The 24,039-nt window shown below is 69.4% G+C and carries 25 protein-coding genes; 10 read left to right on the forward strand and 15 right to left on the reverse strand.

The annotated features are described in order from the left end of the window. Position 1: 1 nt before the first annotated feature. Genes MQN93_RS35155 through MQN93_RS35190 form a run of 8 tightly spaced genes read right to left on the reverse strand, consistent with a single transcriptional unit; the run spans position 2 to position 10,328 of the window. Entirely contained in the window at positions 2–1,249 is a 1,248-nt protein-coding gene (locus tag MQN93_RS35155) for a CaiB/BaiF CoA transferase family protein (protein ID WP_242712767.1), read from the reverse strand. Positions 1,250–1,254: 5 nt separating this feature from the next. Next, on the reverse strand, positions 1,255–2,391 hold the full coding sequence (locus MQN93_RS35160) for a CapA family protein (protein ID WP_242712711.1): 1,137 nt from the start codon (positions 2,389–2,391) through the stop codon (positions 1,255–1,257). After that, positions 2,388–3,236, reverse strand: coding sequence for an alpha/beta fold hydrolase (locus tag MQN93_RS35165; protein WP_242712712.1), 849 nt, complete (start codon positions 3,234–3,236; stop codon positions 2,388–2,390). The genes MQN93_RS35160 and MQN93_RS35165 overlap by 4 nt, the downstream gene beginning before the upstream one ends. Continuing rightward, positions 3,233–4,810: an alpha/beta hydrolase domain-containing protein gene (locus tag MQN93_RS35170; RefSeq protein WP_242712713.1), complete on the reverse strand. Its 1,578-nt coding sequence runs from the start codon at positions 4,808–4,810 to the stop codon at positions 3,233–3,235. The genes MQN93_RS35165 and MQN93_RS35170 overlap by 4 nt, the downstream gene beginning before the upstream one ends. Next, positions 4,807–5,856, reverse strand: coding sequence for an oligopeptide/dipeptide ABC transporter ATP-binding protein (locus tag MQN93_RS35175; RefSeq protein WP_242712714.1), 1,050 nt, complete (start codon positions 5,854–5,856; stop codon positions 4,807–4,809). The genes MQN93_RS35170 and MQN93_RS35175 overlap by 4 nt, the downstream gene beginning before the upstream one ends. Continuing rightward, the gene (locus tag MQN93_RS35180) at positions 5,853–7,757 is read right to left on the reverse strand and encodes a dipeptide/oligopeptide/nickel ABC transporter permease/ATP-binding protein (RefSeq protein WP_242712715.1); all 1,905 of its coding nucleotides are present in this window, start codon (positions 7,755–7,757) and stop codon (positions 5,853–5,855) included. The genes MQN93_RS35175 and MQN93_RS35180 overlap by 4 nt, the downstream gene beginning before the upstream one ends. After that, a complete protein-coding gene (locus MQN93_RS35185; RefSeq protein ID WP_016430138.1) occupies positions 7,754–8,695 on the reverse strand; it encodes an ABC transporter permease in 942 nt (313 codons plus the stop codon). Before MQN93_RS35185 ends, MQN93_RS35180 begins: the two co-directional genes overlap by 4 nt. A gap of 40 nt (positions 8,696–8,735) precedes the next feature. Next, entirely contained in the window at positions 8,736–10,328 is a 1,593-nt protein-coding gene (locus MQN93_RS35190) for an ABC transporter substrate-binding protein (protein WP_242712716.1), read from the reverse strand. Positions 10,329–10,643: 315 nt separating this feature from the next. On the opposite strand from MQN93_RS35190, the gene MQN93_RS35195 reads away from it, so the two are divergent. After that, a complete protein-coding gene (locus MQN93_RS35195; RefSeq protein ID WP_242712717.1) occupies positions 10,644–11,462 on the forward strand; it encodes a PaaX family transcriptional regulator in 819 nt (272 codons plus the stop codon). 59 nt (positions 11,463–11,521) lie between these two features. Here MQN93_RS35195 and MQN93_RS35200 read toward each other — a convergent pair whose 3' ends face one another. After that, positions 11,522–12,457 (reverse strand): PaaX family transcriptional regulator, encoded by a 936-nt coding sequence (locus tag MQN93_RS35200; protein WP_242712718.1) that lies wholly within the window; start codon positions 12,455–12,457, stop codon positions 11,522–11,524. A 345-nt stretch (positions 12,458–12,802) separates the two neighbouring features. Here MQN93_RS35200 and MQN93_RS35205 point away from each other — a divergent pair, with 345 nt between their 5' ends. After that, positions 12,803–13,135 (forward strand): hypothetical protein, encoded by a 333-nt coding sequence (locus tag MQN93_RS35205; RefSeq protein WP_016430142.1) that lies wholly within the window; start codon positions 12,803–12,805, stop codon positions 13,133–13,135. Positions 13,136–13,144: 9 nt separating this feature from the next. On the opposite strand, the gene MQN93_RS35210 is transcribed toward MQN93_RS35205, so the two are convergent. Continuing rightward, positions 13,145–13,663, reverse strand: a complete 519-nt coding sequence (locus tag MQN93_RS35210) for a CGNR zinc finger domain-containing protein (protein ID WP_242712719.1) — start codon at positions 13,661–13,663, stop codon at positions 13,145–13,147. A 64-nt stretch (positions 13,664–13,727) separates the two neighbouring features. Here MQN93_RS35210 and MQN93_RS35215 point away from each other — a divergent pair, with 64 nt between their 5' ends. Continuing rightward, a complete protein-coding gene (locus MQN93_RS35215; RefSeq protein WP_242712720.1) occupies positions 13,728–14,408 on the forward strand; it encodes a hypothetical protein in 681 nt (226 codons plus the stop codon). Positions 14,409–14,527: 119 nt separating this feature from the next. On the opposite strand, the gene MQN93_RS35220 is transcribed toward MQN93_RS35215, so the two are convergent. Both MQN93_RS35220 and MQN93_RS35225 read right to left on the reverse strand, forming a co-directional pair. Continuing rightward, complete coding sequence (locus MQN93_RS35220) at positions 14,528–14,911, reverse strand: VOC family protein (RefSeq protein ID WP_242712721.1); 384 nt, start codon at positions 14,909–14,911, stop codon at positions 14,528–14,530. Between the two features lie 64 nt (positions 14,912–14,975). Next, entirely contained in the window at positions 14,976–15,761 is a 786-nt protein-coding gene (locus MQN93_RS35225) for an endonuclease/exonuclease/phosphatase family protein (protein ID WP_242712722.1), read from the reverse strand. A 198-nt stretch (positions 15,762–15,959) separates the two neighbouring features. On the opposite strand from MQN93_RS35225, the gene MQN93_RS35230 reads away from it, so the two are divergent. From MQN93_RS35230 to MQN93_RS35240, 3 genes are all read left to right on the forward strand, one after another. Beyond that, entirely contained in the window at positions 15,960–16,499 is a 540-nt protein-coding gene (locus MQN93_RS35230) for an NUDIX domain-containing protein (protein ID WP_242712723.1), read from the forward strand. A gap of 69 nt (positions 16,500–16,568) precedes the next feature. After that, positions 16,569–17,126, forward strand: coding sequence for an RNA polymerase sigma factor (locus tag MQN93_RS35235; RefSeq protein WP_242712724.1), 558 nt, complete (start codon positions 16,569–16,571; stop codon positions 17,124–17,126). Beyond that, positions 17,113–17,853, forward strand: coding sequence for a hypothetical protein (locus tag MQN93_RS35240; RefSeq protein ID WP_242712725.1), 741 nt, complete (start codon positions 17,113–17,115; stop codon positions 17,851–17,853). The genes MQN93_RS35235 and MQN93_RS35240 overlap by 14 nt, the downstream gene beginning before the upstream one ends. 90 nt (positions 17,854–17,943) lie before the next feature. Here MQN93_RS35240 and MQN93_RS35245 read toward each other — a convergent pair whose 3' ends face one another. Continuing rightward, positions 17,944–18,567 carry an NADPH-dependent F420 reductase gene (locus MQN93_RS35245; protein WP_242712726.1) on the reverse strand — a complete coding sequence of 208 codons (624 nt, stop codon included), beginning with the start codon at positions 18,565–18,567 and terminating at the stop codon, positions 17,944–17,946. Positions 18,568–18,602: 35 nt separating this feature from the next. Beyond that, positions 18,603–19,337, reverse strand: a complete 735-nt coding sequence (locus MQN93_RS35250; RefSeq protein WP_242712727.1) for an SDR family NAD(P)-dependent oxidoreductase — start codon at positions 19,335–19,337, stop codon at positions 18,603–18,605. 147 nt (positions 19,338–19,484) lie between these two features. Here MQN93_RS35250 and MQN93_RS35255 point away from each other — a divergent pair, with 147 nt between their 5' ends. The 4 genes from MQN93_RS35255 (at position 19,485) to MQN93_RS35270 (ending at position 23,489) form a co-directional block, all read left to right on the forward strand. Then, a complete protein-coding gene (locus tag MQN93_RS35255) occupies positions 19,485–20,078 on the forward strand; it encodes a TetR/AcrR family transcriptional regulator (protein WP_242712728.1) in 594 nt (197 codons plus the stop codon). A 121-nt stretch (positions 20,079–20,199) separates the two neighbouring features. Continuing rightward, positions 20,200–20,868, forward strand: a complete 669-nt coding sequence (locus MQN93_RS35260) for a Type 1 glutamine amidotransferase-like domain-containing protein (RefSeq protein ID WP_242712729.1) — start codon at positions 20,200–20,202, stop codon at positions 20,866–20,868. 44 nt (positions 20,869–20,912) lie between these two features. Continuing rightward, on the forward strand, positions 20,913–21,908 hold the full coding sequence (locus tag MQN93_RS35265) for a GNAT family N-acetyltransferase (protein WP_242712730.1): 996 nt from the start codon (positions 20,913–20,915) through the stop codon (positions 21,906–21,908). 318 nt (positions 21,909–22,226) lie between these two features. Further along, positions 22,227–23,489 carry an acyltransferase family protein gene (locus MQN93_RS35270; RefSeq protein WP_242712731.1) on the forward strand — a complete coding sequence of 421 codons (1,263 nt, stop codon included), beginning with the start codon at positions 22,227–22,229 and terminating at the stop codon, positions 23,487–23,489. Here MQN93_RS35270 and MQN93_RS35275 read toward each other — a convergent pair. Then, positions 23,479–23,952 (reverse strand): YxiG-like protein, encoded by a 474-nt coding sequence (locus tag MQN93_RS35275; RefSeq protein ID WP_242712732.1) that lies wholly within the window; start codon positions 23,950–23,952, stop codon positions 23,479–23,481. The genes MQN93_RS35270 and MQN93_RS35275 overlap by 11 nt on opposite strands. Between the last annotated feature and the right edge of the window lie 87 nt (positions 23,953–24,039).

A 24,039-nucleotide genomic window follows, 5' to 3' on the forward strand; every position in this document is an offset into this window, starting at 1 on the left:
CTCAGATCACCCCCGCCTGCCGCAGTTCGGCTATTTCCTCGCCGGACAGGCCGCCGAGGTCCGCCAGCAACTCGCCGGTGTGCTCGCCGAGATGGGGCGCCGGCCGGTCCAGGCGCACGTCGGCGTGCGAGAAGCGGATGGGCACGCCCGGGCCCATCACGCCGGTGGAGCCGTGCTCGGGATGGCCGAGTTCCACGACCTCCTCGCGGCGCCGCACGTCGGGGTTGCGCAGCGCGTCCGCCGGGGTGAGGACCTCCGCCGCGGGCACGCCCTGCGCGGCGAGCGCCGCGACCGCCTCGGCCCGGGGCCTGCTCTGCGACCAGGCCCCGACCATCTCGTGCAGGGCGGAGGCGTGGTGCACCCGCTGGTCGCGGGTGGCGAACCGTTCGTCCTCGATCAGGTCGGGGCGGCCCATCGCGCGGAAGACACCGCGGGCGAAGGTGTCGGTCGGCCCGCACAGCGCCAGGAAGCCGTCCTTGGCCGGGAAGATGCCGAACGGGGCCAGGCGCGGCACCTCGTTGCCGGTGCGCACCGGCAGTCCGACCTGTTCGTGGGCGTCGAAGGGCTCCGTGGACAGCAGCGAGGTCAGCGCGCCGAGCATGGAGACGTCGACGTGCTGCCCCACTCCGTCCTGGTCGCGCTGGGTCTTGGCGGCGAGGGTGCCGATGACCGCGTAGAGGGGTGCCAGCAGGTCGCCCACCGGCAGGCCGATGCGTACCGGCTCGGTGCCGGGCTCCCCGGCCGTGTACATCACTCCGCTGAGCGCCTGGATGATGGAGTCCATCGCCTTGCCCGAGCCGCCGCCGGCCCCGAATCCGCTGATCGAGGTGTAGATCACGGTCGGGTTGACGGCGCGTACGTCCTCGTAGCCGATGCCGAGGCGGTCGGCGGTACCGGCTGCGTAGTTCTCCACGACGATGTCGGCGTTGCGGGCCAGCCGCAGGAAGGTGGCGCGGCCGCGCGGGTCCTTGAGGTTCAAGGTGATGCTCTTCTTGTTGCGTCCGCGGCCCATCATCGACACCGACATGTCGGTGTCGTCGACGCGCGCCATGTTCAGGCCGTCACGTCCGTAGTAGGGCGAGTTGTTGCGTGCGCTGTCGCCGCCGGTCGCGGGGTTCTCCACCTTGACGACGGTGGCGCCCAGACCGGCCAGCAGCAGGGTGGCGTAGGGCCCGGCCAGGGCCGTGGTCAGGTCGAGCACCACGGTGCCCGCGAGGGGGCGGCCCGGCGTGCGGTCGGTGTGCGGCATGTCGGTCACCGCTGGTCTCCCTGTGTGATCGTGACGAGGTCGTCGCCGGTCCAGTCGAAGCGGGTGGTGAGGCCGGCCCGGCGGCTGATGTCCCGCACGTAGGCGACGACGTCCTCACCCCCGGCTTCGCGGGTCACGGGCACGGGTCTGCCCCGGTCGTCGATGCGGCACGGCAGCAGCCCGGCACGCACCTCCCCCTGGTCGTCGACGTCGAGACGGGCGACGACGGTGTTCCTGGACTCGGGGTGGAAGGGGTAGTACGGCATGGCCGGGTCGGGGGCGAAGCCGTACAGCTCGACGCGTCGCTGCGCCCAGGCGCGCCGCTCGGGGCTGTCGTTGTCGCCGTCCGGCGTCAGGGCACGGGTGACGGTGACGAAGTTGCCCAGGCCGTGGTAGATGGGCCTGCCCCGGTGGATCTCGATGCCGCGCATGATGTGCGCGTGGTGGGCGAAGACCGCGTGGGCGCCCGCGTCGACGGCGGCCTGCGCCAGGGGCCGCTCGTACATGGCGAGCACGGCGGGCGTGTGGCCGACGCCCTTGTGCAGGCCGACGACGACGATGTCGGCCCGGTCGCGGGCGGCCTCGATGTCCCGGCGCATCGCGTCGAGGCTGTCGGGGTTCGCGAAGGTGTAGATCGCGGGGGGTCCGCCGGGGCTCGCGTGGTCGAGTTCGTAGTGGGTCAGGACGTGCACATAGGCGCAGCCCGGCTTGGCGGAGGTGGCCCAACTCTCCCTGGGGCCTACGCAGTTGTAGCTGAGGACGGCCACGGTGCGGTCGCCGGCGCGGATCAGGGCGGGCTGCCTCGCCTCGGCCAGGGACGGGCCCGCGCCGGCGGTGGCGAGGCCGTGTGCGCGGGCGTGCCGCACGGTGTCGAGGACGCCCTCGGCGCCCGCGTCGGCGATGTGGTTGCCGGCCAGGGTCACCGCGTGGAACCCGGCCCGGCTCAGGGCGCCGAGCGCTGCGGGGTCGGCGGGCGGCGCCGGGACGTCCGTGCTGCTGCTGACCGTGGTGGTGGAGTGCGGCACCTCCACATGGCCGATGACGGCATCGGCGCCACGCAGGGCGGAGCGGCTGGGCTCGAAGAACGAGTCCGAGTCGGGTTCGTCGAGGATGATGTCCCCGACGGCGAGAAGCGTCGTCATCGCCAGGTGCCCCCGTTGCTCTCGTAGTCGGCCAGTTCGTCGAGGAAGACCCGCACCTCGCGAGCCACCCGGTGCGGGCGTTCGTCGCCCATGAAGTGGCCCTCGTCCTCGAACAGCACGGTCTTGCTGTGCGCCACGGCCATCGCGGCACGCAGCGCCGACTGCGGGGAGATGACCCCGTCGCGCAGTCCGGCGAGGGAGAGCACGGGCAGCCGGATGGTTTCCAGGATCTTGGCCAGCTCCTCGTTGGTGGTGGCCTCCGGGAAGGGCATGCCCTGGTTGACCAGGGCCTCCTCCTCCGAGTAGTCGAGGTGCCTGCGGACGAGTCCGGCGATGGTCCGCTCGCGCCTGAGCAGCCGTTCCTCGCCCTCGGTGCGCCCGCCGAGAATGCGGAACTGCTCCTCCAGGACGGCCGGGTTGCGGCGTTCCTCGACGATCCGCCGGCGGCCCGCGGAGGACGAGGTGTCGCCGGAGCGGTCGTGCGGGGTGCCGACGACGCTGATGAGCGCGCGCAGCCGCTCGGGGTGGCGGCGGGCCAGGTGCCAGCCGATGCCGGCGCCGTGCGAGATGCCGGTGTAGACGAAGGTGTCGATGCCGAGGTGGTCGGCGACGGCCAGCACGTCCTCGCCCCACTGGTCGAGCCAGCCGGCGGCCGGCGGTTCGGCCAGATGCGTCGAGCGCCCGAAGCCGCGCGCCTGCACGGTGACGACCGTGCAGTGGTACGGGGCTTCGGCGAGGATCGCCGGATACGCCCCGAAGCCCGAGGCACTGGCGATGAGGACGTCACCGCCCGAGCCGTGCTGTTCGAACCAGATGTCGGCGCCGTCGAGAGCCAGGGTGGTCACGAACGGGGTCCTTTCTTCGGTGCCGCCGGGGTCTCGACGGGCGGGTGGTGCATTCCGGAAAAGGGGTGCGGCCCGGAAGGGGGATGCGGTCCGGAAGGGGAGTGCGGTCCGGACAGGTCGGGCAGGGGATGTACGGACGGGTCCGGCAGGTGGGGAAGCGGGCGCTCGTGCGCGGCGCGCAGCAGCATGTGCGCGTCGGCTTCGAGGAGCAGTCCCTGCGAGGACAGGCGCGCGCACGCGGCCTCGTAGCGGTCCAAGTAGTCCTGCCGGGTGGGGTACAAGGCGCGCAGTTGCGCGCCGGGCAGCGGGGTCATGTGCCCGATCAGGCGGGCGACCAGGTCCGGGGTGCCCATGGGTGCCCAGGGTGAGGGGTGGCAGTAGCCGGGCCGTGGTGTGCTGTGCGGGTGGTAGGCGGCCAGCGGGACCTCGACCCAGGGGGTGCGGACTCCGCCGCGTACGTTGCCGTGCTCGTCGCGGGTCAGTTCGTCGACGCCGCCCGTCACCCCGTCCCTCGCGAAGGGGAAGCGTTCCACGCGCGGGGGCGGGGCGCCGGTGGCCGCCCAGCGGTGCAGCAGGGCGTAGGCGGCGCGGGCCACCGCGTCCAGGCGGGCGTCGCTGGGCTGTTCGGTGATGCGCCGCAGAGGCACGTCGTGGCTGCGTCGGCGGAACTGGGTGTGGTTGGTGAGCACGGACTCCAGCAGCGGGTTGTCGTGGGAGGTGCCGGCGACCTGGTAGAGGCGGTAGCGGTCGCCGGGGGCGTCGCTGTCCTCGCGCAGGGCCGGGCGGTGGGTCTCGCTCTCGAACTCGCTGAGCACCTCGAAGACGGGTACGTCGGCGGGGCCGATGACGCGCCGCGGGTCGTCGGCGGGCAGCGCCGGGGAGCCGTCGGACAGCGGCGGATAGCCGGCCGCTCCGGCCGCCCCGGACGAGATGCCGATGAGATAGCCGTCCACGGCCGGGGCCCCGTCGGCGAGGCGGTGGCGTCCGTGGAAGCCGTCCTGGAGAAACACCCGGCAGAAACTGCCCGTGTTGGACCAGCCGGACAGGTACACGTGCCGTACCCGGTCGGCGAGCCCGGCGAGCACGCTGCGGCCGGGGGTGCGCAGCGCGGCGAGGACCGCGCCGACGATGTCCCAGCGCAAGCCTGCGGCGGGGATCGACAACTCGCCGTACCGCGCGGGGTCGTAGGCCTCCTTCAGGGCCGTCACCATCCGGTGGTCCTGGGTGATGCCGACCCAGGCGGCGCCGGTGCCGGTGATCCACGGGTGGGCGATGCGCCAGGTGCTCGCGCTGTCGTACTCGGGGTGCAGGGGTTCCGCGAGGACGACGCCGTTGAAGCGTTCGGCGGGCGGGGTGCGCACCAGAACGCGGGTGACGTAGGGCAGTTGGCCGGTCTGCTGCAGGGTGCCGTCGACGTGCCGGTACTCCCCCGCCGTGCCGGTGACCAGGAACTCGCGCTCCTGGTAGCCGAGCGGGCGCAGGTCGACGCCGACGCCGTCGTCGGGCAGGTGGCTGGTGCCGAGCGGTTGCAAGGTGCCGCTGACGGCGAGTTCGCGCAGGTGGTGCAGGGTCACAGTGCGGTGCTCCCGGTCGCCTCGGGGGACGTGGTGAGGTCGTCGGTCCAGGGCGGCAGGTCCTCGGCGCGGTGGCAGGCGACCTGGCCGCCCAGGGGTGCGTCGCGCAGGACGGGCCGTTCGGTGCGGCACCGGTCGACGGCGAAGGGGCAGCGGTGCGCGAAGGGGCAGGACTCGCCGAGCGGGGCCTGCCGGGCGGGCGGCAGCGCGAGGGCTTCACGCCGTTCACGGCGGGTGCGCTGCCGGCCGAGGTCCGGCAGCGGCGCCGACACGACGAGCTGCCGCGTGTACGGGTGCTGCGGCTGCCGGTACACGCGCTCCGCGGGCCCGGTCTCCATGACCCGGCCGCGGAAGAGGACGACGAGGTCTTCGGCGATGTGGTTGACGACGGACAGGTCGTGCGTGATGAACAGCAGGGACAGGCCGAGGTCCTGCTGGAGTTCGAGGAGCAGGTTGAGGATCTGCGCCTGGATGGACAGGTCGAGGGCGCTGACGGCCTCGTCGCAGATGACGAGCCGGGGTTCGAGGATGAGCGCGCGGGCGATGGAGATGCGCTGGCGCTGTCCGCCGGAGAACTGGGCGGGGTAGCGGTCCGCGGCCTCCGCAGGCAGGCCGACCTTGGCCAGCATCGCCCGGACGCGTTCCTCGCGCTCGGCCGCCGACAGCCGGGCACCGGTGGAGTCGGCGTGCGCCCGCAGCGGCTCCTGCACGGTGTACCCGATGGTCTTGGTGGGGTCCAGTGAGCTGTACGGGTCCTGGAAGACGACCTGGATCTGCTGCGGACGCCCGCTGCGGCCCAGGTCGCCCAGGCTCGTGCCGCCGCAGGCGACCTGTCCGGCGCTGACCGGGGCCATGCCGAGGACGGCCTTGGCCACGGTGGACTTGCCGGAACCGGACTCGCCGACCAGACCGACCGCGCGCCCGGCGGGCACCCGCAGGCTCACCCCGTCCACGGCCCGGCGGTGCTTGCGCCGGCCGATCGGATAGTCCACGACGAGGTCGCTGACGGTGAGTTCGGCCGCGTCGGCCGTCGTGGCGCCCTTCACGGCCGCACCTGGAGCAGTTCGGTGTGGATGCATCGGCTGGCACGTTCCTCGGTCAGTTGGAGCAGGGGGATGTCCTTGTCCGCGCAGTCGGCCGCGGCGAGGGCACACCGGTCCCGGAAGCGGCAGCCGTCGAGCCTGCTGCCCGGCGGCGGCACGGTCCCGGCGATCGCGTCGATCGGGGTGCGCCGCGCGGCGCTGTCGGGGCTGGCGGCCATGAGGGCGCTGGTGTACGGGTGCACGGAGGCGCCGAAGACCTGCTCGACCGGGGCGCTCTCGACGACCTGGCCCGCGTACATGACCGCGACATGGGTGCAGATGTCCGCGACGACGCCCCAGTCATGGGTGACGAGCAGGACGGCCATGCCGGTCTCGCGCTGGATGCGGCGCAGCAGGGCCAGGATCTCGGCCTGCACGGTGACGTCGAGGGCGGTGGTGGGCTCGTCGGCGATCAGCAGGTCGGGCGAGCCGGCCAGGGCGGCCGCGATGGCGACGCGCTGGGCCATGCCGCCGGAGATCTGGAACGGGTACCGCCTGGCCATCTCCTCCGGGTCGGGGAGTTCGACCAGCTCCATGAGTTCGAGCACCCGGCGCCGGGCGTCCCTGCGAGACATCTTGGTGTGGGAGCGCACGATCTCGGTCAGCTGTGCGCCGATCCGGAAGGAGGGGTCGAGGGCGACCATGGGCTCCTGCGAGATCAGGGCGATCCTGGTGCCGCGCAGGGCGGCCAGTTCCTTGCGGCTCGCCCGGGTCAGCTCCTGTCCGTCGAAGACGACCGAGCCCGCGGTGACGCGGCCGTTGGCCTCAAGGAGGCCGAGGACGGCGCGCGCGGTGACGGACTTACCGCTGCCCGACTCGCCGACCAGGCCCAGGGTCTGGCCCGCGTCCAGGTCGAAGCCGACGCCGGTGAGGACTTCTGCCTCGCCGCGCGGGGTCAGGAAGGACACGCTCAGGTCCCGCACGGACAGCAGGGCCCGGCGCTCGGGTGCCGCCGTCGGGGCGGGCGCCTCGGGGCGGCGCTTCGCGGGCTTGACCCGCAGGCCGCCGGAGGAGGTGTGGCTCTGCGCGGTGACGTCCCGCACGGTGTCGCCGAGGATGCCGAGGGCGAGCACGGTCAGGGCGATGACGCCGCCCGCCGGGACCAGCAGCCAGGGCGCGGTGGTCAGCGTGGTGGCCGCCTCGTTGACCATGCCGCCCCAGGTCGCGGCCGGCGGGGGCGGGCCGAGCCCGAGGAAGGTCAGACCGGTCTGGATGCCGATGGCGATGGCCGCGAACAGCGAGGTCTGCACGATGATGACGCCGCGGCAGCGGGGCAGGATGTGCCGGAAGATGATCTGCGTGCGGCTGAGCCCGAGCAGTTCGGCGGCGGAGACGTACAGTTCCTGACGGACCGTCATCGCGGTGCCGCGGACGATGCGCATCATGCCCGAGGCGCCGAGCGCACCGAGGGTGATCATCGCGGCGGCGATGGACCGGTTGAAGATGGTGAGGATGGCCAGCAGGATCACGATGGTCGGCACCGACATCACGATGTCGGCGGCCCGCATCGCGTACCGGTCGAACCTGCCGCCGAGATAGCCGGCGGCGACACCCAGCGGTACGGCGACCACGAGGTGCGCGGCCACCCCCTCCAGGATGCCGACGATCGAGGACCGGCCGCCGTACAGCAGGCGGCTGAGCACGTCCCGGCCGAGGCTGTCGGTGCCCAGCCAGTGGGAGCCGGAGGGCAGTTCGAGGATGTGCCGCAGGTCCTGGTGGAGCGGGTCGGCCGGCGCGAGCAGCGGTGCGGCCAGGCAGCACACGAACAGCAGCAGGAAGCCCACGGTGATCCGGCCGCGCCAGGTGGCCAGCACGGAGCGGACGATGCCGCGCTTCTTGGCGGGTGACTCGGTTGCCGTCGTCATGAGACACGGACCTTCGGGTTGAGGAGGCCGTAGGCGATGTCGATCAGGAGGTTGATGACGATCACCGAGAGGGTGAAGAAGACGCCGACGCCGAGGATCACGGGGACGTCGTGGTCGAGCGTGGCCTGGGTGGCCAGGGAGCCGAGGCCCGGCAGGACGAAGACGTTCTCGATGAACACCGCCCCGCCGAGCATGCCGACGGAGACCAGTCCGAGCGAGGTCACCACGGGGATGGCAGCGTTGCGCAGCACGTGCCGGTAGCGCACGGACCGCTCGCTGACGCCGTTGGCGCGCAGGAACTTGACGTAGTCGGCCTCCAGCACCTCCATCACCGAGTCGCGGGTCTGCTTGGCGACCGCGGTGATGCCGTGCAGGCTCAGCGCAAGGACCGGCAGGATGATCGACTTGAGCCATCCTCCGGGGGACACCGTCAGCTCCTGGTAGCCGGTGGCCGGCAGCAGGTCGAGCTGCACGGCGAAGAAGGCGACCAGGATCAGCGCGACCCAGAAGCCGGGCAGGGCGAAGCCGAGCAGGGACACCACGTCGATGAACCGGCCCAGCACTCCCCCGCGCACCGCGCTGGCGAAGCCGAGGGCGATGCCCGCGACGGCGCTGAGCAGCATGCTCGGGATGAGCAGCGACAGGGTGACCCCGAGCCGGGTGCTCAGGCTGGACGAGACGTCGACGCCGCTGATGATCGACGTTCCCAGGTCGCCGTGGAAGGCGCCGGCCAGCCAGTCGCCGTAGCGCACGGTCCACGGGTCGTTCAGGCCGAGCTGGTCGCGCAGTGCGGCCAGGCTCTGGGCCGTCGCGTTCTCCCCGAGGATGGTGCGGGCGGCGTCGCCCGGCACGAGCGCTTCCAGGGCGAAGACGATCAGGGAGACGATCAGCAGGAGGGGGATGGACATCGCGATGCGATGACCGATCAGCCGCAGCACGATCTACCTCCGGTTCCTGTGTGTTCGGGGGCCGTGCGGGTCACTTCAGCCGCCAGGAGAGGTCGGCGGTGGGGCCCACCGGCACGGGGTTGGGGTTGAGGACGGAGGTCTGGATGTTCTCCAGTCCGGCCGCCGCGTAGGAGATGTTCTGGGTGGCGAACAGCGGCACCGTCCACGCGAGGTCCTCAAGACGCTTGGAGGCCATCTGGTACTCGGCCGTGCGGGACGCGGCGTCGGTCGCCGTCGCCGCCTTGTGCAGGATCGAGTCGAGTTCGCTGTCGGTGGAGTTGAACGGGTTGAAACCGCCGCTCGTGATCTGCGAGTTGAGTTCGGCCATGGTGGTGCCGGCGGTGGGGAAGATGGTCGCCGCGTACTTCTTGGACAGGGCGTCCGCGGTGAACTGGGCAATGCCCGTGGCCTGCACCTTCAGCGTGACGTCGATGCCGATGGCCTTCAGGGCGTTGGCGACGGCCTGCGAGTAGTTGCTGTTCGGGTCGATGATCGACTGCGTCAGGACCGTCAGCTTGAAGCCCTTCGGGTAACCGGCCTCCGCCAGCAGGGACTTCGCCTTCTTTACGTCGTAGCCGTAGCCGATGTTCTTGTCGTAGCCGTCGGTGCCGCGCAGCAGTACCTGGTTGCTGCCGGTCGCGTAGTCACCGGCCAGGGCCTTGGCGAGGGCGGGGCGGTCGAAGGCCAGCGCGATCGCCCGGCGCACCCGTACGTCGGCGAGGGCGGGGGCGACGGTGCCCTTGCGGTCGACCAGGTTGAGGGACCAGTTGAAGAACGGTGCGGTACGGATCTTCAGCCCCGAACGCCTGGCCGCCTCCGCGGTGTTGGCGTTGCCGGAGGCGTACTGGACCTGGCCGGTCTGGGCCGCGGACAGCACGGCGTTCGGGTTGTTGATGACGCGGATGACGGTGGAGTCGAAGTGCTGTGCGGCGGGCTGGAAGTAGTGCGGGTTCTTCTTGTACACGTACCGGTTGCCGGCGACCGAGGTCGTGCCGTCGTAGACGAACTGGCCGGTGCCGTCGCTGGAGGTCAGCAGCGAGTCGGGGGCGGCCAGGCCCTTCGGCCCGATGAGGTTGCCCATGCCGTTGTACTGAGTCAGCGTCGACGGCGCCTCCGGGGTGGGCTTCTTGTAGGTGATGCGCACCTGCATGGGCCCGACGGCCTCGATCTTGTCGACCGGGCCCACCTTGCCGACCAGGCCGCCGCCGGCCTTGAGGAAGTAGTTCATGGAGGCGACCGCCGCCTTAGCGTCGAGCGCGGAGCCGTCGGAGAACTTCACGCCCTCGCGCAGCGCCAGCTCGAAGACCTTGTTGTCTTGGTCGGTGAAGCCCCATTTCACGGCCAGGTCGGGCACCATCTCGCCCTTGCCGCTCAGGTAGATCAGCGGGTCGTAGGCGAGTGACACGAAGACCGTGGAGCTGCCGTTGCCGGCCTTCGCCGGGTCCAGGCTCACCGGCGGCCCGGGGAACTGGAGCGAGAGCTGGGTGCTCGTCTGCGATCCGCTCGCGCCTGAGCCGGAGCAGCCGGCCACCGCGAGCGACAGGGCGCACAGGGCGGCCGCGGCCGCCAGACGGGGTCGGGAACCTCTTCGGCTGGGTCCGGGGGCGGGGATGGTGCCGTGCATGGCGCTCCTCAGCGGCAGTGATGGGGACCACGAGATGCCGTGAACGTATCCATCTGCGTAACGAGCGTCAATACAAGTGCAACATATAGTTCGCCGAGCTCGGCTCCGATGCGACTCGCGAAACCCGCCCTGACGTTGACATATGGCGCTAGGATCTCAATGATTCGAGCGCGCGTCATGACGTCCGGCATCGAATGTGTGATCAGTTTGAGGAGTGTCACGGTGGACACAAGGGCCCGATCGGCCGCGGTCAGGGACTCCGGGAGCCAGGCCATACCCCGCTTACAGGATGGCCCCTCGCCCCAGCATCTGCTGGTGACCCTGCTGGGCGACTACTGGCTGCGCCACGACCGGCACCTGTCCTCGGCCGGGCTCATCGACCTGCTGTGCGAGTTCGGGATCAGCAGATCCAGCGCACGCGCAGCGATGAACCGGCTGCTGAGACGGGGCGTCGTCGAGGTCCGCAAGGCAGGGCGCCAGACCTTCTACCGCCTGGCCGCCCAGGCCGCTGAGCGCGTGAGCGAGGGCGCCCGGCGCATTGCTGCCTTCGGGCTGGACCCCAACTGGGACGGCCACTGGACCGTCGTCGCCTTCTCCGTGCCCGAGGACCGGCGCGACAGCAGACACCTGCTGCGCTCCCGGCTGCGCTGGTTCGGCTTCGCGCCGCTCTACGACGCGGTGTGGGTGTCGGCGTCCGCGACCGCCGCCGACGCACAGGCCGTGCTGAAGGAACTCGACATCGTCACGGCGACGGTCCTGCGCGGCACCACCGACCTCACGGCCGACCGCTCTCCTCTGGCCGCCTGGGATTTGGACGCCCTGGCCGAGGTGTACGCCTCGTTCATCGAGGAGACCCGCCCTCTGCTGCAGGAGGCACTGGCCGGCCAGGTGACACCGCAGCACGCGCTGATCGCCCGCACCCGCCTCATGGACACCTACCGGCGCTTCCCCGGTATCGACCCCGGCCTCCCGAGCGACCACATGCCGTCCGGATGGCCGCGCGACGAGGCGCGCTCCCTGTTCACCCAGGCGTACAACGCCCTCGGACCGCTGGCCGAGACACGCGTCAAACAGATCATGGGCGCCTACGACGAGGACGCCGCGGCACAGGCGCGGTTCCAGTCGGTGGACTGACCGCGGGAGCCGTCGGCGGGGCGGCAGTCATGCCGGGCGGTGGATGCGCCCGGCGTCGCTCAATAGGTGGCCCAGGTGGCAACGGTGCGGTGTTCCGTCAGTTCGGCCAGATCGCTGCCGTAGGTCTCGACGATCTGCCGGAACCGCAGCGCCGCCAGGGGGGCCAGCCCGTCGAAGAGGGCGGCGAAGAGTTCACGGGCCTGTGCCCGCGGCCAGTCGGCGGGCAGCAGCTTCTCAGGCAGGTTCGGATCCAATCCCGGAAAGACGCGCCATGCGTCGAACACCTTGGTCCGATGGACCAGCGCGGCGCTCGGGCCGAGGGCCCCGGCCTTCATCTGCGCCAGCACATCCTGCTGTTCGCTGACGAACCGCCGGTACGACGCGGCGACGTCGTCCAGGTCCCACGCCCTCAGCGGAGCGGCACCGCCGGCCTCCGAAGCCCTCAGCACGGTCAGGTTCTCCACACCGGCGGCCCGCAGAATCGGCGCGAGCGAGCCAGGATCGGCGTGTGCGGACACCCACAGGCCGTCGAAGAGAGGCGCGAACCCGAGCCACCGCAGGTAACTGCGCACACGATGCCGTACGTGCCGCTCCTGCTCGGGCACGCTGAAGGCCGCGACGGTCCACAGGCCGTCCCAGTCCTGGGCCTCACTGCCGAACCGCACGATGCTGGCGGTCTTCTGACGACTGTCCTCGCGCCCGCTGTCGCTCAGCCGCAGATACGACTGCCGCCCGGACTTCTCGGCCGCCAGAACGCCCCGTTTGACGAGCCTGTTGGCCGTTGCCCGCGCACTCGTCTCGCTGATGCCGAATTCGGCGAGCAAGCTGATGAGCCCGCTCATCGGCAGGGCCGCCGGACTGTCCAGCCAGTACTCGCCCAAAAGCGTCGTCAGCAGCCGTTGCGGCGACGCGCCCGTCTGCTGGCGCGGCAGGACACTGCCCTCCTCCGCGCGCCGCAGAACCAGCGCCTCCAACGACGGCTTCTCCTGTGACATCCCGCCAGCCTATCCGGCACCGCAGCAGCCGTCAGCAGCGCCGTGCTTGACGCGGTCGTCCCCCTCCACGCCTCGCCAAGCCTCAAGAAGTGACGCAATTACGTCATTCCCTTTCACAGCGCTCACCGAAAGTGTAGAAATATCGAGAGCTGCCGAAGAATCGCAGCGCATAAAGGTCGTTCGCAATTTTGTCGCTATTGACAGCAGGCGATCTCTATCGAATCCATCGAATCTCTCGAAAGGCTTCAGGTGAAGAAGCGCACCAAAGCAGTGGTCCTTGCCGGTATTTCGGCGGCTGCAGCCGTGACGATGAGCGCCGGTCCGGCCCAGGCTGCGGAGAGCTCAATGAACTGCGCCACCACGGGCGCCGGAGGCTCCCTCACGCTCAACGGCTATTACGCCAACACCACCGAGTCGTTCTCCGTCAGACTGGCCGTCACCGACACGCTGGCGGACGATCACCATGTGAGGGTGCGGCTCGTCGGCAAGGGCCCGGGCGGCACGCCGATCAACTGGGCGTGGCACTACAACTATGACGGGTACGCGACCCAGAAGGTCTGGAACACCACCGCCCAGTACAGCAGCGGTCTCGCCGACATCGGCGTGCAGGTTGCCCGCTACGAGGGCGACACCTACCTCAACTCCTGCACCAAGTGGGGCGCCAGCGAAGGCATTTGAGCGCACGCCTCACTTTTCAGTCCCTCGCCGGAGCGGCGCAGCGCTTTTCGCCGCACGGGCCCGGTGCGCCGCGACCGTCGTCCGGCTCGCGCACGCGTTGGAGCAGAATCGGCGGGTGCGGTTGCGTGACTGGTCCACGAAGTAGTTTCCGCACCCGACCGCGGCGCACCGCCCCAGCGTCACCGCCGGATCCCCGGCCACGATCAGAGCGAGCTCGGCGGCGATCAGCTGGCCGACCCAGCGCTTGCCCGGGGTGCCGTTGCGGCTGAAGTGAACGTGCCAGCCCCCGGAGTTGTCGTGGTCGGACAGGTGCATGTCCGGCGGATAGTCACGCAGCAGGCGGTGCACCGCGTCGGGGGCAGAGCCGTCGACACACTGCGCCAGGGCCGTACGCACGAGGTCCGGCAGATCGCCGTAGTCGCCGCCCGGCGGCGCCGTGACCTCGTGCTCCCTGAAGAACCCGGAGACCAGTTCGCCGTCCTGGTCGAGCGTGCCGGTATTGGCCAGCTCTACGGCCAGCCGCGTCACGTTCCCTGTGTAGTCACCGTAATCCACTTGACCACCTACATCGCCGCTTCCTACTGTAGGTGTCATGATAGCTGATGACACCTACACAGCTCGCTGCCTGCAGCTGCTCGGAGAGTGGGACGCCGCGCTCGCCGTGCTCGGTCCCGACACCGATACCGAACTGCGCGCCGAGATCGCCGTCGACCGCTGGTTCTTCCGGATCGAGGATCACGAGGAGGCAGAGAAGGCGGTCGCGGCGCTCGACCCCGCATCGCCGACCGCACACATCCTCACGGGACGACTGGCCTACAGCCGCCTGCTGTTCAAGCACGAGCCCCGCCCCGACGACCGTGCCGTGGCCGAGGCCGCCTACCACGCGGCGGTCGCGAGCGGCGACGAGAAGCAGCGTGGCTGGGCCGAGTACCACTGGGCCGTCCTGCTGGACAACATCGACCAGGATGCCGCCGGCGCCCTCCCGCGCTACGAGACCGCCCTCGAGATCGCGACGAAGACCGGCGACGCCTACTTCGAGTCCTACATCATCCGGCACCTCGCACCGCACAGGGAGCCCGCTGAGCGACTCGCCATGCTGCGCCGCTCGCTCCACCTGCGCGCAGCGCTCGGCGCCCGACCTCAGACCATCGCCGCACAGGCCTGCCTCGCCGCCAACCTCCCCGAGGACGACCCGGAGCGCGCCGAACTCCAGCGGATATCCCGCTCGGGCGCGGAGGAACTGCGCATCGGCTGGCTGCTGTCGGAGGTCTGATCGGCCAACGTCCCCGCCGCTCGGGCGAGTTGTGACAGGGGCCGGGGTCGGCCGCCCTCACCCTCGCCGGGGCCGTGTGACGCGGGCGTCCCGTACACCCTCGGTGAAGCAGATCGCCGTCAGGAGGCCATGGCGGCCCGGTCGGACGCGCTGCGCAGAACGCAGAACTCGTTGCCCTCGGGATCAGCGAGGACCGCCCAGCCAGTGCCATCGGGACTGCGGTGATCGGCGACAAGGGTGGCGCCGAGGCCCAGCAGTCGTTCCACCTCCTGCTCGCGCGAGGTCTCCGGGCGCAGACACAGATGGATCCGGTTCTTGACCGTCTTGGCCTCGGGCACCTGGTTGAAGTACAGGACCGGCCCCTCCGCCAGCAGGACCTGGACCTCCCGGTCGCCCGGTCCGTCCTCCGGGTCCAGCGGGCGGCCGGTCACTCTGCTCCAGAACCGGGCCAGCTCGTAGGCATCCGCACAGTCGATCGCCACGTTCTGCAATACCGAGACCATGCGTACGAGCCTTCCCGATGTCCCCTCCGGACGCCAACGAGTCGCCCTCACCATGGCGGGGTGCTCAGACCCGCTGCAGGTCGGCGTGGAGCAGGTTGTGGTCCGAGTACCGGGTGGGATGCACGCCATGTCCGCGGGAGATGATGCCCCGCAGGAACACGTAGTCGAACCTGGTCTGCCAGTCGGTGCTCGGCTCACAGAGGTGAGCGGCCGACGGACGGCAGCGCGGGTCGGCGTCCAGGGCCAGCTTCCATATCGGGTTGAGCTCGGGGGCGTCCGGTACGGCGTTGAAGTCACCGATGACGATCGCGCGGTCGAACTCGGCGACGGCGGCCGCGAGGACACGGGCCTGGTCCGCCCGGACCGACTCCTGACGCCGTTCGGCGAAATGAGTGTTGAAAACGCGGATCGACCGGCCGCCGACCTCGGTGGTGACCGCCAGATAGCCGCGGTCCTCGGAGCCGCCGTCGGGGTACTCCACGGTGACGCGGTCCGTCATCGGCGCCGCCGAGAGAATCGCCTGGCCGTACGCCCCGGGGTTCCAGGGCACGCCCCCGCAGCGGCCCCAGTTGCGCAGCACCGACCCGTACGCGACGTGGTACACCAGCCCGTAGACACGCTCCAGGTAGTTCCGGATCCGCTCGACATCACCCGCGCACGCTTCCTGCACGCCGATGACCTGGGGCGCGTACGCGGCAATCTCCGCCGCCCGATCGACATTGCTCGTCTCGCACGGGTTGCACAGGTTCCACGTCATGACCCGGTTCGCCACCGCCTCCCGGGCCCCACCGGCGGGCAGCGACCTGGTGAAGGGTGCCCCGCCCGGCGTGCAGGATCCGGCAAGCATCATGCACGCCACGATCACGGCGCCCACGACCAACCGCACATCCCTTCCCAGCACTTCGCCCCCCTCACAAGCCCCGAAACGAACTTCGCCCGCTCGGGGACATCACCGCTGTCCACATAGAGGGTCGCACCATCCATCCGATGCCCACAGACCTCCAGGAAATCGCGTCAGGTGTCAGAGGCGCCTGGGACCGTGTGCGTCGTGGATGAAGCGGATGAAGTAGATGAAGTGGATGAAGTGGATGAACTCGTGGAACGCGTCGATGCCGAGGACCGAGTGCTGGGAGTGGTCAGCCGGAGTGAGGCCGTCCGGGAGGGCTGGCTGCACCGGGTGGGCGTGGCGGTGTGCCGCGATGGGCACGGGCGCTATCTGGTCCATCGGCGCGCCGCTCAGCTGTCCCGTTTCCCCGGGCACCACGAACTCGGAATCGGCGGCGCTGCTGGAGTCGGCGAGTCATACGAGCAGGCGGCTGTCCGCGAGCTCAGTGAGGAACTGGGGGCGCGGGCGTCCGTGTGCCTTCGGTTCACGTTCCTCAACTGCCGTGGGCTCAGCCCCTATTGGCTCGGGGTGTGCGATGCCCTGCTTCCGGAGATCGTCGCTCCCGACCCGGGCGAGGTGGCCTGGTACACATGGCTGACCGAGTCCGAGCTGCGGCGGGCTCTAGGGCAGTGGACCTTCACCCCTGAGAGTCAGGAGATTTTCGACAGGTACCTTGCCTGTCGTGCTGATCCGGCGTCGTAGCGGAGCCGGTGCGCGACAGCAGCGTCCGCGGACGCGTAAGGCATCGCGCCGTGGTGGACATTGCTGTGTATGGACGCGGATGAACGGGGCGAACAGCTGGAGCGGCTGTTCCGACAGACCTACCGCCGGGTGATGGCGTACTGCCTGCGCCGGACCGGCGAGACGGCAGCGCACGACGCGGTGGCAGAGGTCTACGGGGTGGCCTGGCGCCGACGACGGCAGCTGCCCTCGAGCGACGAGGAAGCGGTGCTGTGGCTCCTTGGCATCGCGCGCCGGGTGCTGGCTAACCAGGCCCGCAGCCAACGCCGTTGGACCCGGCTGCTCTTAAGGATGGCCGAACGGGCCGATCCCCCGTACGCAGGCCCCTTGCAGGCTGACGGGGTCGACGATCTGGCGGCGGCCCTGGCACAGGCGTCGGACGCCGATCGGGAACTGCTGCGCCTGGCCTACTGGGACAACCTGTCGAGGCAGGAGATCGCGACCGTACTCGGCATCTCCGTAGGCGCCGTCGACACCCGCCTGCACCGCGCCAGACAGCGCCTGCGCGCACGACTCGACGCGGCGAGCGGTCACCAGGATCCGACCGAGGAGAAGTCCCACAAGGAGACGGACCATGCTGAGCGATGACGAACTCGACCGGAGGCTGCGCGACAGCGATCCGCGTCCCGGCGAGGCGGCCACCGACCCCGACGCGCCCGCCGCCACCCGCATCCTCGCGCGGGTTCGCCGCAACGCGCGCCGCCGACGCAGGCGCACCCTGATCCTCGTCCCGGTGCTGGCTCTCACCGTCGCCGGTGTCACCGGGGGGACCTATGCATGGGTGGCCGGCGACGGCGAGGGCCACACGCTCGACTCGACGGGACTGACCTGCCACGGCCCCGACCAGGGCGATGCCATCGTCACCTTCGATCCGGGCACGGAGAATCCGGTACGCAAGTGTCGCCAGCGATGGCAGGAGATGTTCGGCGAGCCGGCGCCCAGCACACTCACCGCCTGCGTCGACAGCTCTCAACAGGGCTCCATCGTCGTGTACGCCGGCGGCCGGGAGCAGTGCGGACACCACCACGCGGACCCCTATCTCGGGCCGACGCGCGAGCAACTCGGCCTCTCCCACTTCCGTACCGACATCAAGGCGCACTTCGCCGGGCGGACCTGTATCCCCTATCCCGAGTTCAGGAAAGTCGTCCGCCAACTCCTCGCCGAACACGGCCTCACCGGCTGGAAGAGCGGCCACTTCCAGACCGCCGACAAGGAACCGGAAGGGCCCTGCGCGGAGATCAGTTACTACGACGAGCCGGAAAAGACGATCTGGCTCGGGGACCACAAAGCCGGCGACCCCATTACCTGGCCATAGACCCACAGCACGCCCCACACCCCCACAGAGTCCGTAAGCCCCGCGGCGGCGGCCCTCCTCCACTTAGGGTCGCCGCCGCAGTCGTCTTGCTCAGACCGGCAGTTCGGTGATGCTGAGGGCGAAGTCCAAGTTCCCCACCCCGTGGTTGGCGAGACCCACCGTGACCACGCCCGCGCCTTCCAGCCAGTGCGCCATCTTCAGGCCGCCGACGTCCAGCGGGCGCAGTCCGAGGCTCTTGACGAACACCTCCACACTCGCCTTGGCCTGCGCATCGTCGCCGGCGAGGAAGACGGCGGGCCGTCCCTTCTCCAGGACATGGCGGAAGATGGTGTTGAACGCCTTCACCACACCGGCGCCGGCCGGGGCCACCTTGGCGACTTCCTGCGCGATCGAGGTCTCCTCGCGGTGGACCAGCCCGTCGAACGTGGCATTGAAGGGGTTGCTGATGTCGACGATGACCTTGCCCGCGAGAGCGTCTCCGTACTGGGCGACGGCCGGCACGACACCGTCGTACAACAGGGCCAGGATGACGATGTCCCCGGCCGGGGCGGCCCCCCACTCCCCCGTCGTGGTGCCGCCGCCGAGAGCCTTGGCCAGGTCAGCGGCCTTGGACCGGTCGCGGCCCATGATTTCGACGGTGTTGCCGCCCGCTATCGCTCGCGCGCCGATGGTGCGGGCCATGTTGCCCGTGCCGATGATGCTGATATCGCTCATGAGATGTCCTAGCTGGGTGGTTGTGAGCCGGCCGTTCAGATGGCGGTGGTGCCGCCGTCGGCGACGAGTTCCATGCCGTTGACGTAGCTGGAGTCGTCGGAGGCGAGGAAGAGGGCGGCGGTGGCGATCTCGTCGGGGCGGCCCATCTGTCCGCGAGGGATGAGCGACTCGAACTGACGCTTGGTGTCCTCGTCGAAGAGTTCCGCCTGCTTGGCGGTGGCGACCTGGCCGGGAGTAAGGACGTTGACGCGGATACGGCGGTCCTTGAGCTCGTTGAGCCAGACCCGCGCCCATGCCTGCTGGACGGCCTTGCTGCCGGCGTAGACGCTCCAACCGGGGAAGGCCCCGAGGGAGGCGTTGGAGCCGGTCATGAGGATGGAGCCGCCGTCGTTGAAGAGCGGGAGCGCCTTCTGGACGGTGAACAGCGTGCCGCGGGCATTGAGGCCGAACCAGGTGTCGAACTGGGCCTCGGTGATCTCGCCGAGCGGGGCGGGCTCGCCCCCGCCCGCACTGGCCCACAACACGTCGATGCTGCCCTTCTCCCGCTTGACGGTGTCGAACAGGCGGTCGAGGTCGTCCAGGTCGGCGGCGTCGCCCTGGACGCCGGTAACGTTGCGGCCGATCTGCCGCACGGCCTCGTCCAGGGCGTCCTGGCGACGGCCGGTGATGAAGACGTGCGCTCCCTCGTCGACGAAGAGCTTCGCGCCCGCCAGCGCCATGCCGTTGGTGCCGCCGGTGATGACCGCGACCTTGCCGTCAAGCTTTCCCATTGTCGTTCCCTTGGGTCGGTGGTGGTGCCGTGAGCACAGGAGATGGCGGCGTTATGTAAACCGCCTCGTGTACTTACGGTACGGGGCAAGCGACCGGGACGCAAACTAAGTACACCGGTCGTTACCCGTCTGCGGTACGATGGACTCATGACGGAGTTGGAGAAGGGCCCCACGGGCCGCCGCCGCGGCCGGGGCGCCCGCGAACGCATCCTCAGCGCGTCCCAGCAGCTGTTCCGCGAGCAGGGCATCAACCGCACCGGCATGGATCAGCTGTGCGCGGCCGCCCAGGTGTCCAAGCGCACCGCCTACCAGCACTTCACCAACAAGGACGAACTAGTCGCCGAGTACCTGCGGCAGTTCGACCCCTCCGTCCTGCCCGACGTCTTCGACCGCACCGACCTCACGCCCCGCGAACGGCTCCTCGCCGCCTTCGATATCCCTCCCACCACCCCCCTGTGCCCGTACATCGGCGCCGCCGTCGAACTTCACGACCCCCAGCACCCCGCATCCCAGTACGCGCACGACTACAAGAAGGCCGTAGCCGCGCGGCTCGCCGAAGCCGCTCGCGAAGCCGGCGCCACCGACCCCGAGCAGCTCGGCGAGCAACTCGCACTGCTCCTCGACGGCGCCGCGGCCCGCACCCGGGTCCTCAACGCCGACACCTTCCCCACCGCCGCCGCCATCGCCACCGTCCTCATCGACAACGCCATCCCTGCCACGGCCGACGAGGACCGGCGATGAGCAGCGCTGACCAGCGATGAGCGGCGATGAGCGGCGATGAGCGGCGACGGGAGGAAGCGTCGAGCTGCCCTGGCGCCGTGAGTGCGTTGCGTACGCCCGCACACCGTGCTTGGCTCGCCCGATGAACCTTCTGCTGACATCGAGTGGCCTGCGCAACGAGACCCTGCTCGGTGCACTGCGGGACATGCTGGGAAAGCCGTTCGGATCGGCGAACGTCGCGTATGTGCCCACCGCTTCACTCGCCGAGCCCGGCGACCACGGATGGCTCGTCGACCACATGAACAGCCTGCACCGCCTCGGCTGGCGCCAGTTCGACGTCCTGGAACTGAACGGCCTGCCCCGCCAGTTGGTCCTCGAGAGGCTGCTGAACGCCGACGTCATCTACGTCGAGGGCGGCAACCATTACCACCTCGCGCGCAGCATCACGGGCAACAACCTGGCCGACGGCTTCCTCAAGGCGCTGCAGGAACGGGTCTATGTGGGAGTCAGCGCCGGATCAATGATCTTCAGCCGTCATCTCGACGCACACTCCGCCGACATCATCGGAGACACCCCCGACCTCCACATGCTCGGCACGACCACCCTCGAGCCGCCGTTCGGCCTCTTCGACTGGTACCTCAAACCCCACCTGTGCTCACCCGGCTTCCCCGCACGGGACGACGCCTGGGCCGACCGCATCGTCGCGCGCGCCGACTTCCCCCTCTACTTCATCGACGACGACACCGCCATCCACATCAAGGACGGCACACTGAACGTCCTCTCCGAGGGCCGCTGGCGATTCCACCCGTGAGCCCGTCCGCAGCCGAGGCGGCCCTGGCCGAGAGGAGTAGCCGAGTGGCCGAATCAGGGGGACCCGTACTGCGCACGCAGAGGCTGGTGATGGAGCCGATTCGCCGGAGCGACAGCGAAGACCTCTTCGAAGCTGTGGTGAGTCAGGACAGCGTCATGCGCTGGCTGGCGACTGGCCGGGCGGGCAGCCGGTCTGCGGCCGAGGCCATGTGTGACGACCACGGTACCCATTGGGCCAGACACGGCTACGGCGACTTCGCGGTCAGGGATGCCGCAACACACGCGTTCCTCGGCCGGGTTGGACTACGGAATCGACGCCAATTCGGGGTCGACCTCGGCTTCGCCCTGCACCCACGCGCCCAGGGCCGTGGGATTGCCGGCGAGGCGGGCCGTGCGTGCCTGGATCTGGCGTTTCGTCGCCTCTCCCTCCCCGCTGTTTTCGCGTTCGTCCTGCCCGACAACGCCGCCTCGATCGCCGTACTGCGCCGTCTCGGCGCCCAGGAGGACGGATCCGTCCAGTCCAGCGGCCTTCACTGCCTGCGCTACCGGTTCGACCCCACCTGCGCGGCTGCCGCGGAGCATACGGTCGACGGGGGTGGTGCCGACCGCCACGGGGTGAACATGCCCGAACTGGTGCCGACCGACGGACAACACACCCTCACGGCCGTCTCCGAAGGCAGACCCGTTGCCTCTGCGGGATGGCTGCTACGGGACATGTCCTTCGACGGATTGCCGCGTCGCACAGCGGGGTTGAGCGATGTCGTGATGCACCCGACCTGCCGGGACCAGAGCATCGCCCGGACGCTGATCAGCGTGACGGTCGAACACGCACGAGCAGCCGGCGCCGAGACGATGATTGCGCTGAGTCCCCCGGACCTCGTCCCGCTCTACACCCAGCTCGGATGGAGCGGGCTCTCGGTACCGATCACCTTCCACCAAGCAGGCAGCGCCCGGACTTTGCCGATGACCACCATGGTCTACGAGCTGGCCGACCTGCCTCATCCCACCGTCAGTGTCGACCTGCGGGGCCTGCCCTTCTGAGAACAGGCTGCACAAGCTCTGTTTGCCGCCTGCTGCGCCTCATTTCCGGTTCGGCGCCCGTTGAACCGTTTGCCCCCTCGCTACGTATCGTCACCATGGGTGGCACTGTGTCGCCCGGTGAGCTGCCAGGGAAGCCACGCTGGGCGACCGTACCTTTCCAGCGGGTTGCAGGGTGCAGTGATCGCAACGGGGTCAGCGCTGTGCGGCATGCACGGCGCTGGGAGAAAGGGCCGAACAATTAAAGCGAATGCGAGCCGTCCCATCGACTGCGCTCGGGGGCAATTGCTGGGGCTCGATGGCCTTCGAGGCTTAGCGGCAATGTACGTGGTGTTGTTCCACTGCTGGTTGTACACCTTTCCTGGTTATCCTGACAGTTCGGCTCCGCCGTGGCTGGACGGGCTGATGTTCGGCCGTATCGCTGTCGTCTTCTTCCTGGTACTTTCCGGGTTCTCTCTCGCTATTTCTCCAGCACGAAACGGCTGGCAACTGAACGACATCAAGGAGTTCCTCCGTCGCCGCGCATGGCGCATCCTGCCCCCATATTGGGCGGCACTCGCACTAAGCCTGATCATTGCCTGGCTCGTGGTACCGGCGTCACATCATGGGCCACCCACAGACAAGACCCTCCTGGTGTACGGTCTCGTCATCCAGGACATGTTCACCGCACCGACTCCGAACGGCGCGTTCTGGTCGATCGGCGTAGAAGCGGAGCTCTATCTCGCGTTCCCGCTCCTCCTGTTTCTCCGGCGGCGCCTTGGTGCAGCGGTCCTGGTTGCCGGCGTGACACTCCTCGTCGTCGGAGGCGGCTTGATGGCGGCAGATGCGACTCCAGCAGAAGGAGACAACTGGCTCACTCCACATCTGGTCCCGGTGTTCGTCGCCGGTCTGGCAGGCGCGGGAATTGTCGTCGCCTCGGACAGGGTCCAACGCCTGCCTTGGCACTGGCTTGCCGCCCTGGCCGCCCTGCCGGTCCTGGCTCTCGTTGCCGCCAAGGGATCCGTCTGGACCGTGAACCACTATTTCTGGGTGGACCTGGCCATTGCTCCCGCCATGACGATGCTGCTTGCCGCGGTTGCCACAGGAAGGCCGCGCTTTCTCATGCGCCTGCTGAGTACGCGCCCCATTCGCAGCCTTGGAAACTTCTCATACAGCCTTTACCTCATCCATCTGCCGATCGTCATGATCGTCATTCGGCGAATAGCCCCTCGCTTCGTATCGCAGGGCATGCCCACATTCTGCTTCACGCTCCTGGTGGCACTGCCCGCTTCGATCCTCGGTGCATGGATGTTCTCCCAGGTGTGTGAATTGCCCTTCAAGCGGAACCGATCCTGGAAGTCCCTACTCGCGCCGGGCCGATCCCGCCGGATGTATATAGCGACGATCTCCTGCCGTGCGACCACAAGACGGCGACCCGGCGAACACGCACGACCCCAAGGCCGTCCCACCCCACGAGCACCGGGAACACCGGCCAAACCCGGCCGGCACGGCCCGCTCCCCCACTCCCACACCCGCGCAACAGACCCGACGCCTCGCCTTGGACTGGTGGGTTCCAGGGCCCGAACCCCGCCCCCTACTCCGTGACGAACGGCGCATATCCCACCGGGACTTCGCTCACCTGCAGGTCGGAGAAGATCAGGGTCAGGTTGTGCGCGTTGGTCTCCATGCGCACCTCGTGGAAGTCGATCCCGAGGTCGTTCGACCAGCGTCGGGTCGACTCCGACTCGGGAAGGAGCTGGGCGCCCGGGTAAACGCAGTGCCACTTCACGCCCCAGACGTATCCATCGAGGTCGACACCGGTTTCGTGGTCGATGAGCCGGTCGTCCAAAGAGACCCGCCAGGTCTCGGCCGGCACTGATGTCTCGCACCGTGCCTCCACGCAGTACCTGAAGAGATAGCGCAGGTGGGACGGCGTGATGCCGGTGCGAGGATCAGCCGTCGCGTAGACGATGACCTCGTAGTCGCGCATGTAGTTGGTGAATCCGTGGTGCACGACAGCGTGATCGGAGGTCTCGTCCAGCATCTGTTGCAGTACGGCTGTGTCCATGCCGCTCTTCTACCTCACTGCGCGAGACCTTCGACAACGAGGTCAGCCGGTCAGTCATCGTTGCTCAGAGATCGCCCGGACTAGTCG

The organism is Streptomyces spinosisporus (assembly GCF_022698145.1).
GTDB lineage: Bacteria > Actinomycetota > Actinomycetes > Streptomycetales > Streptomycetaceae > Streptomyces > Streptomyces spinosisporus.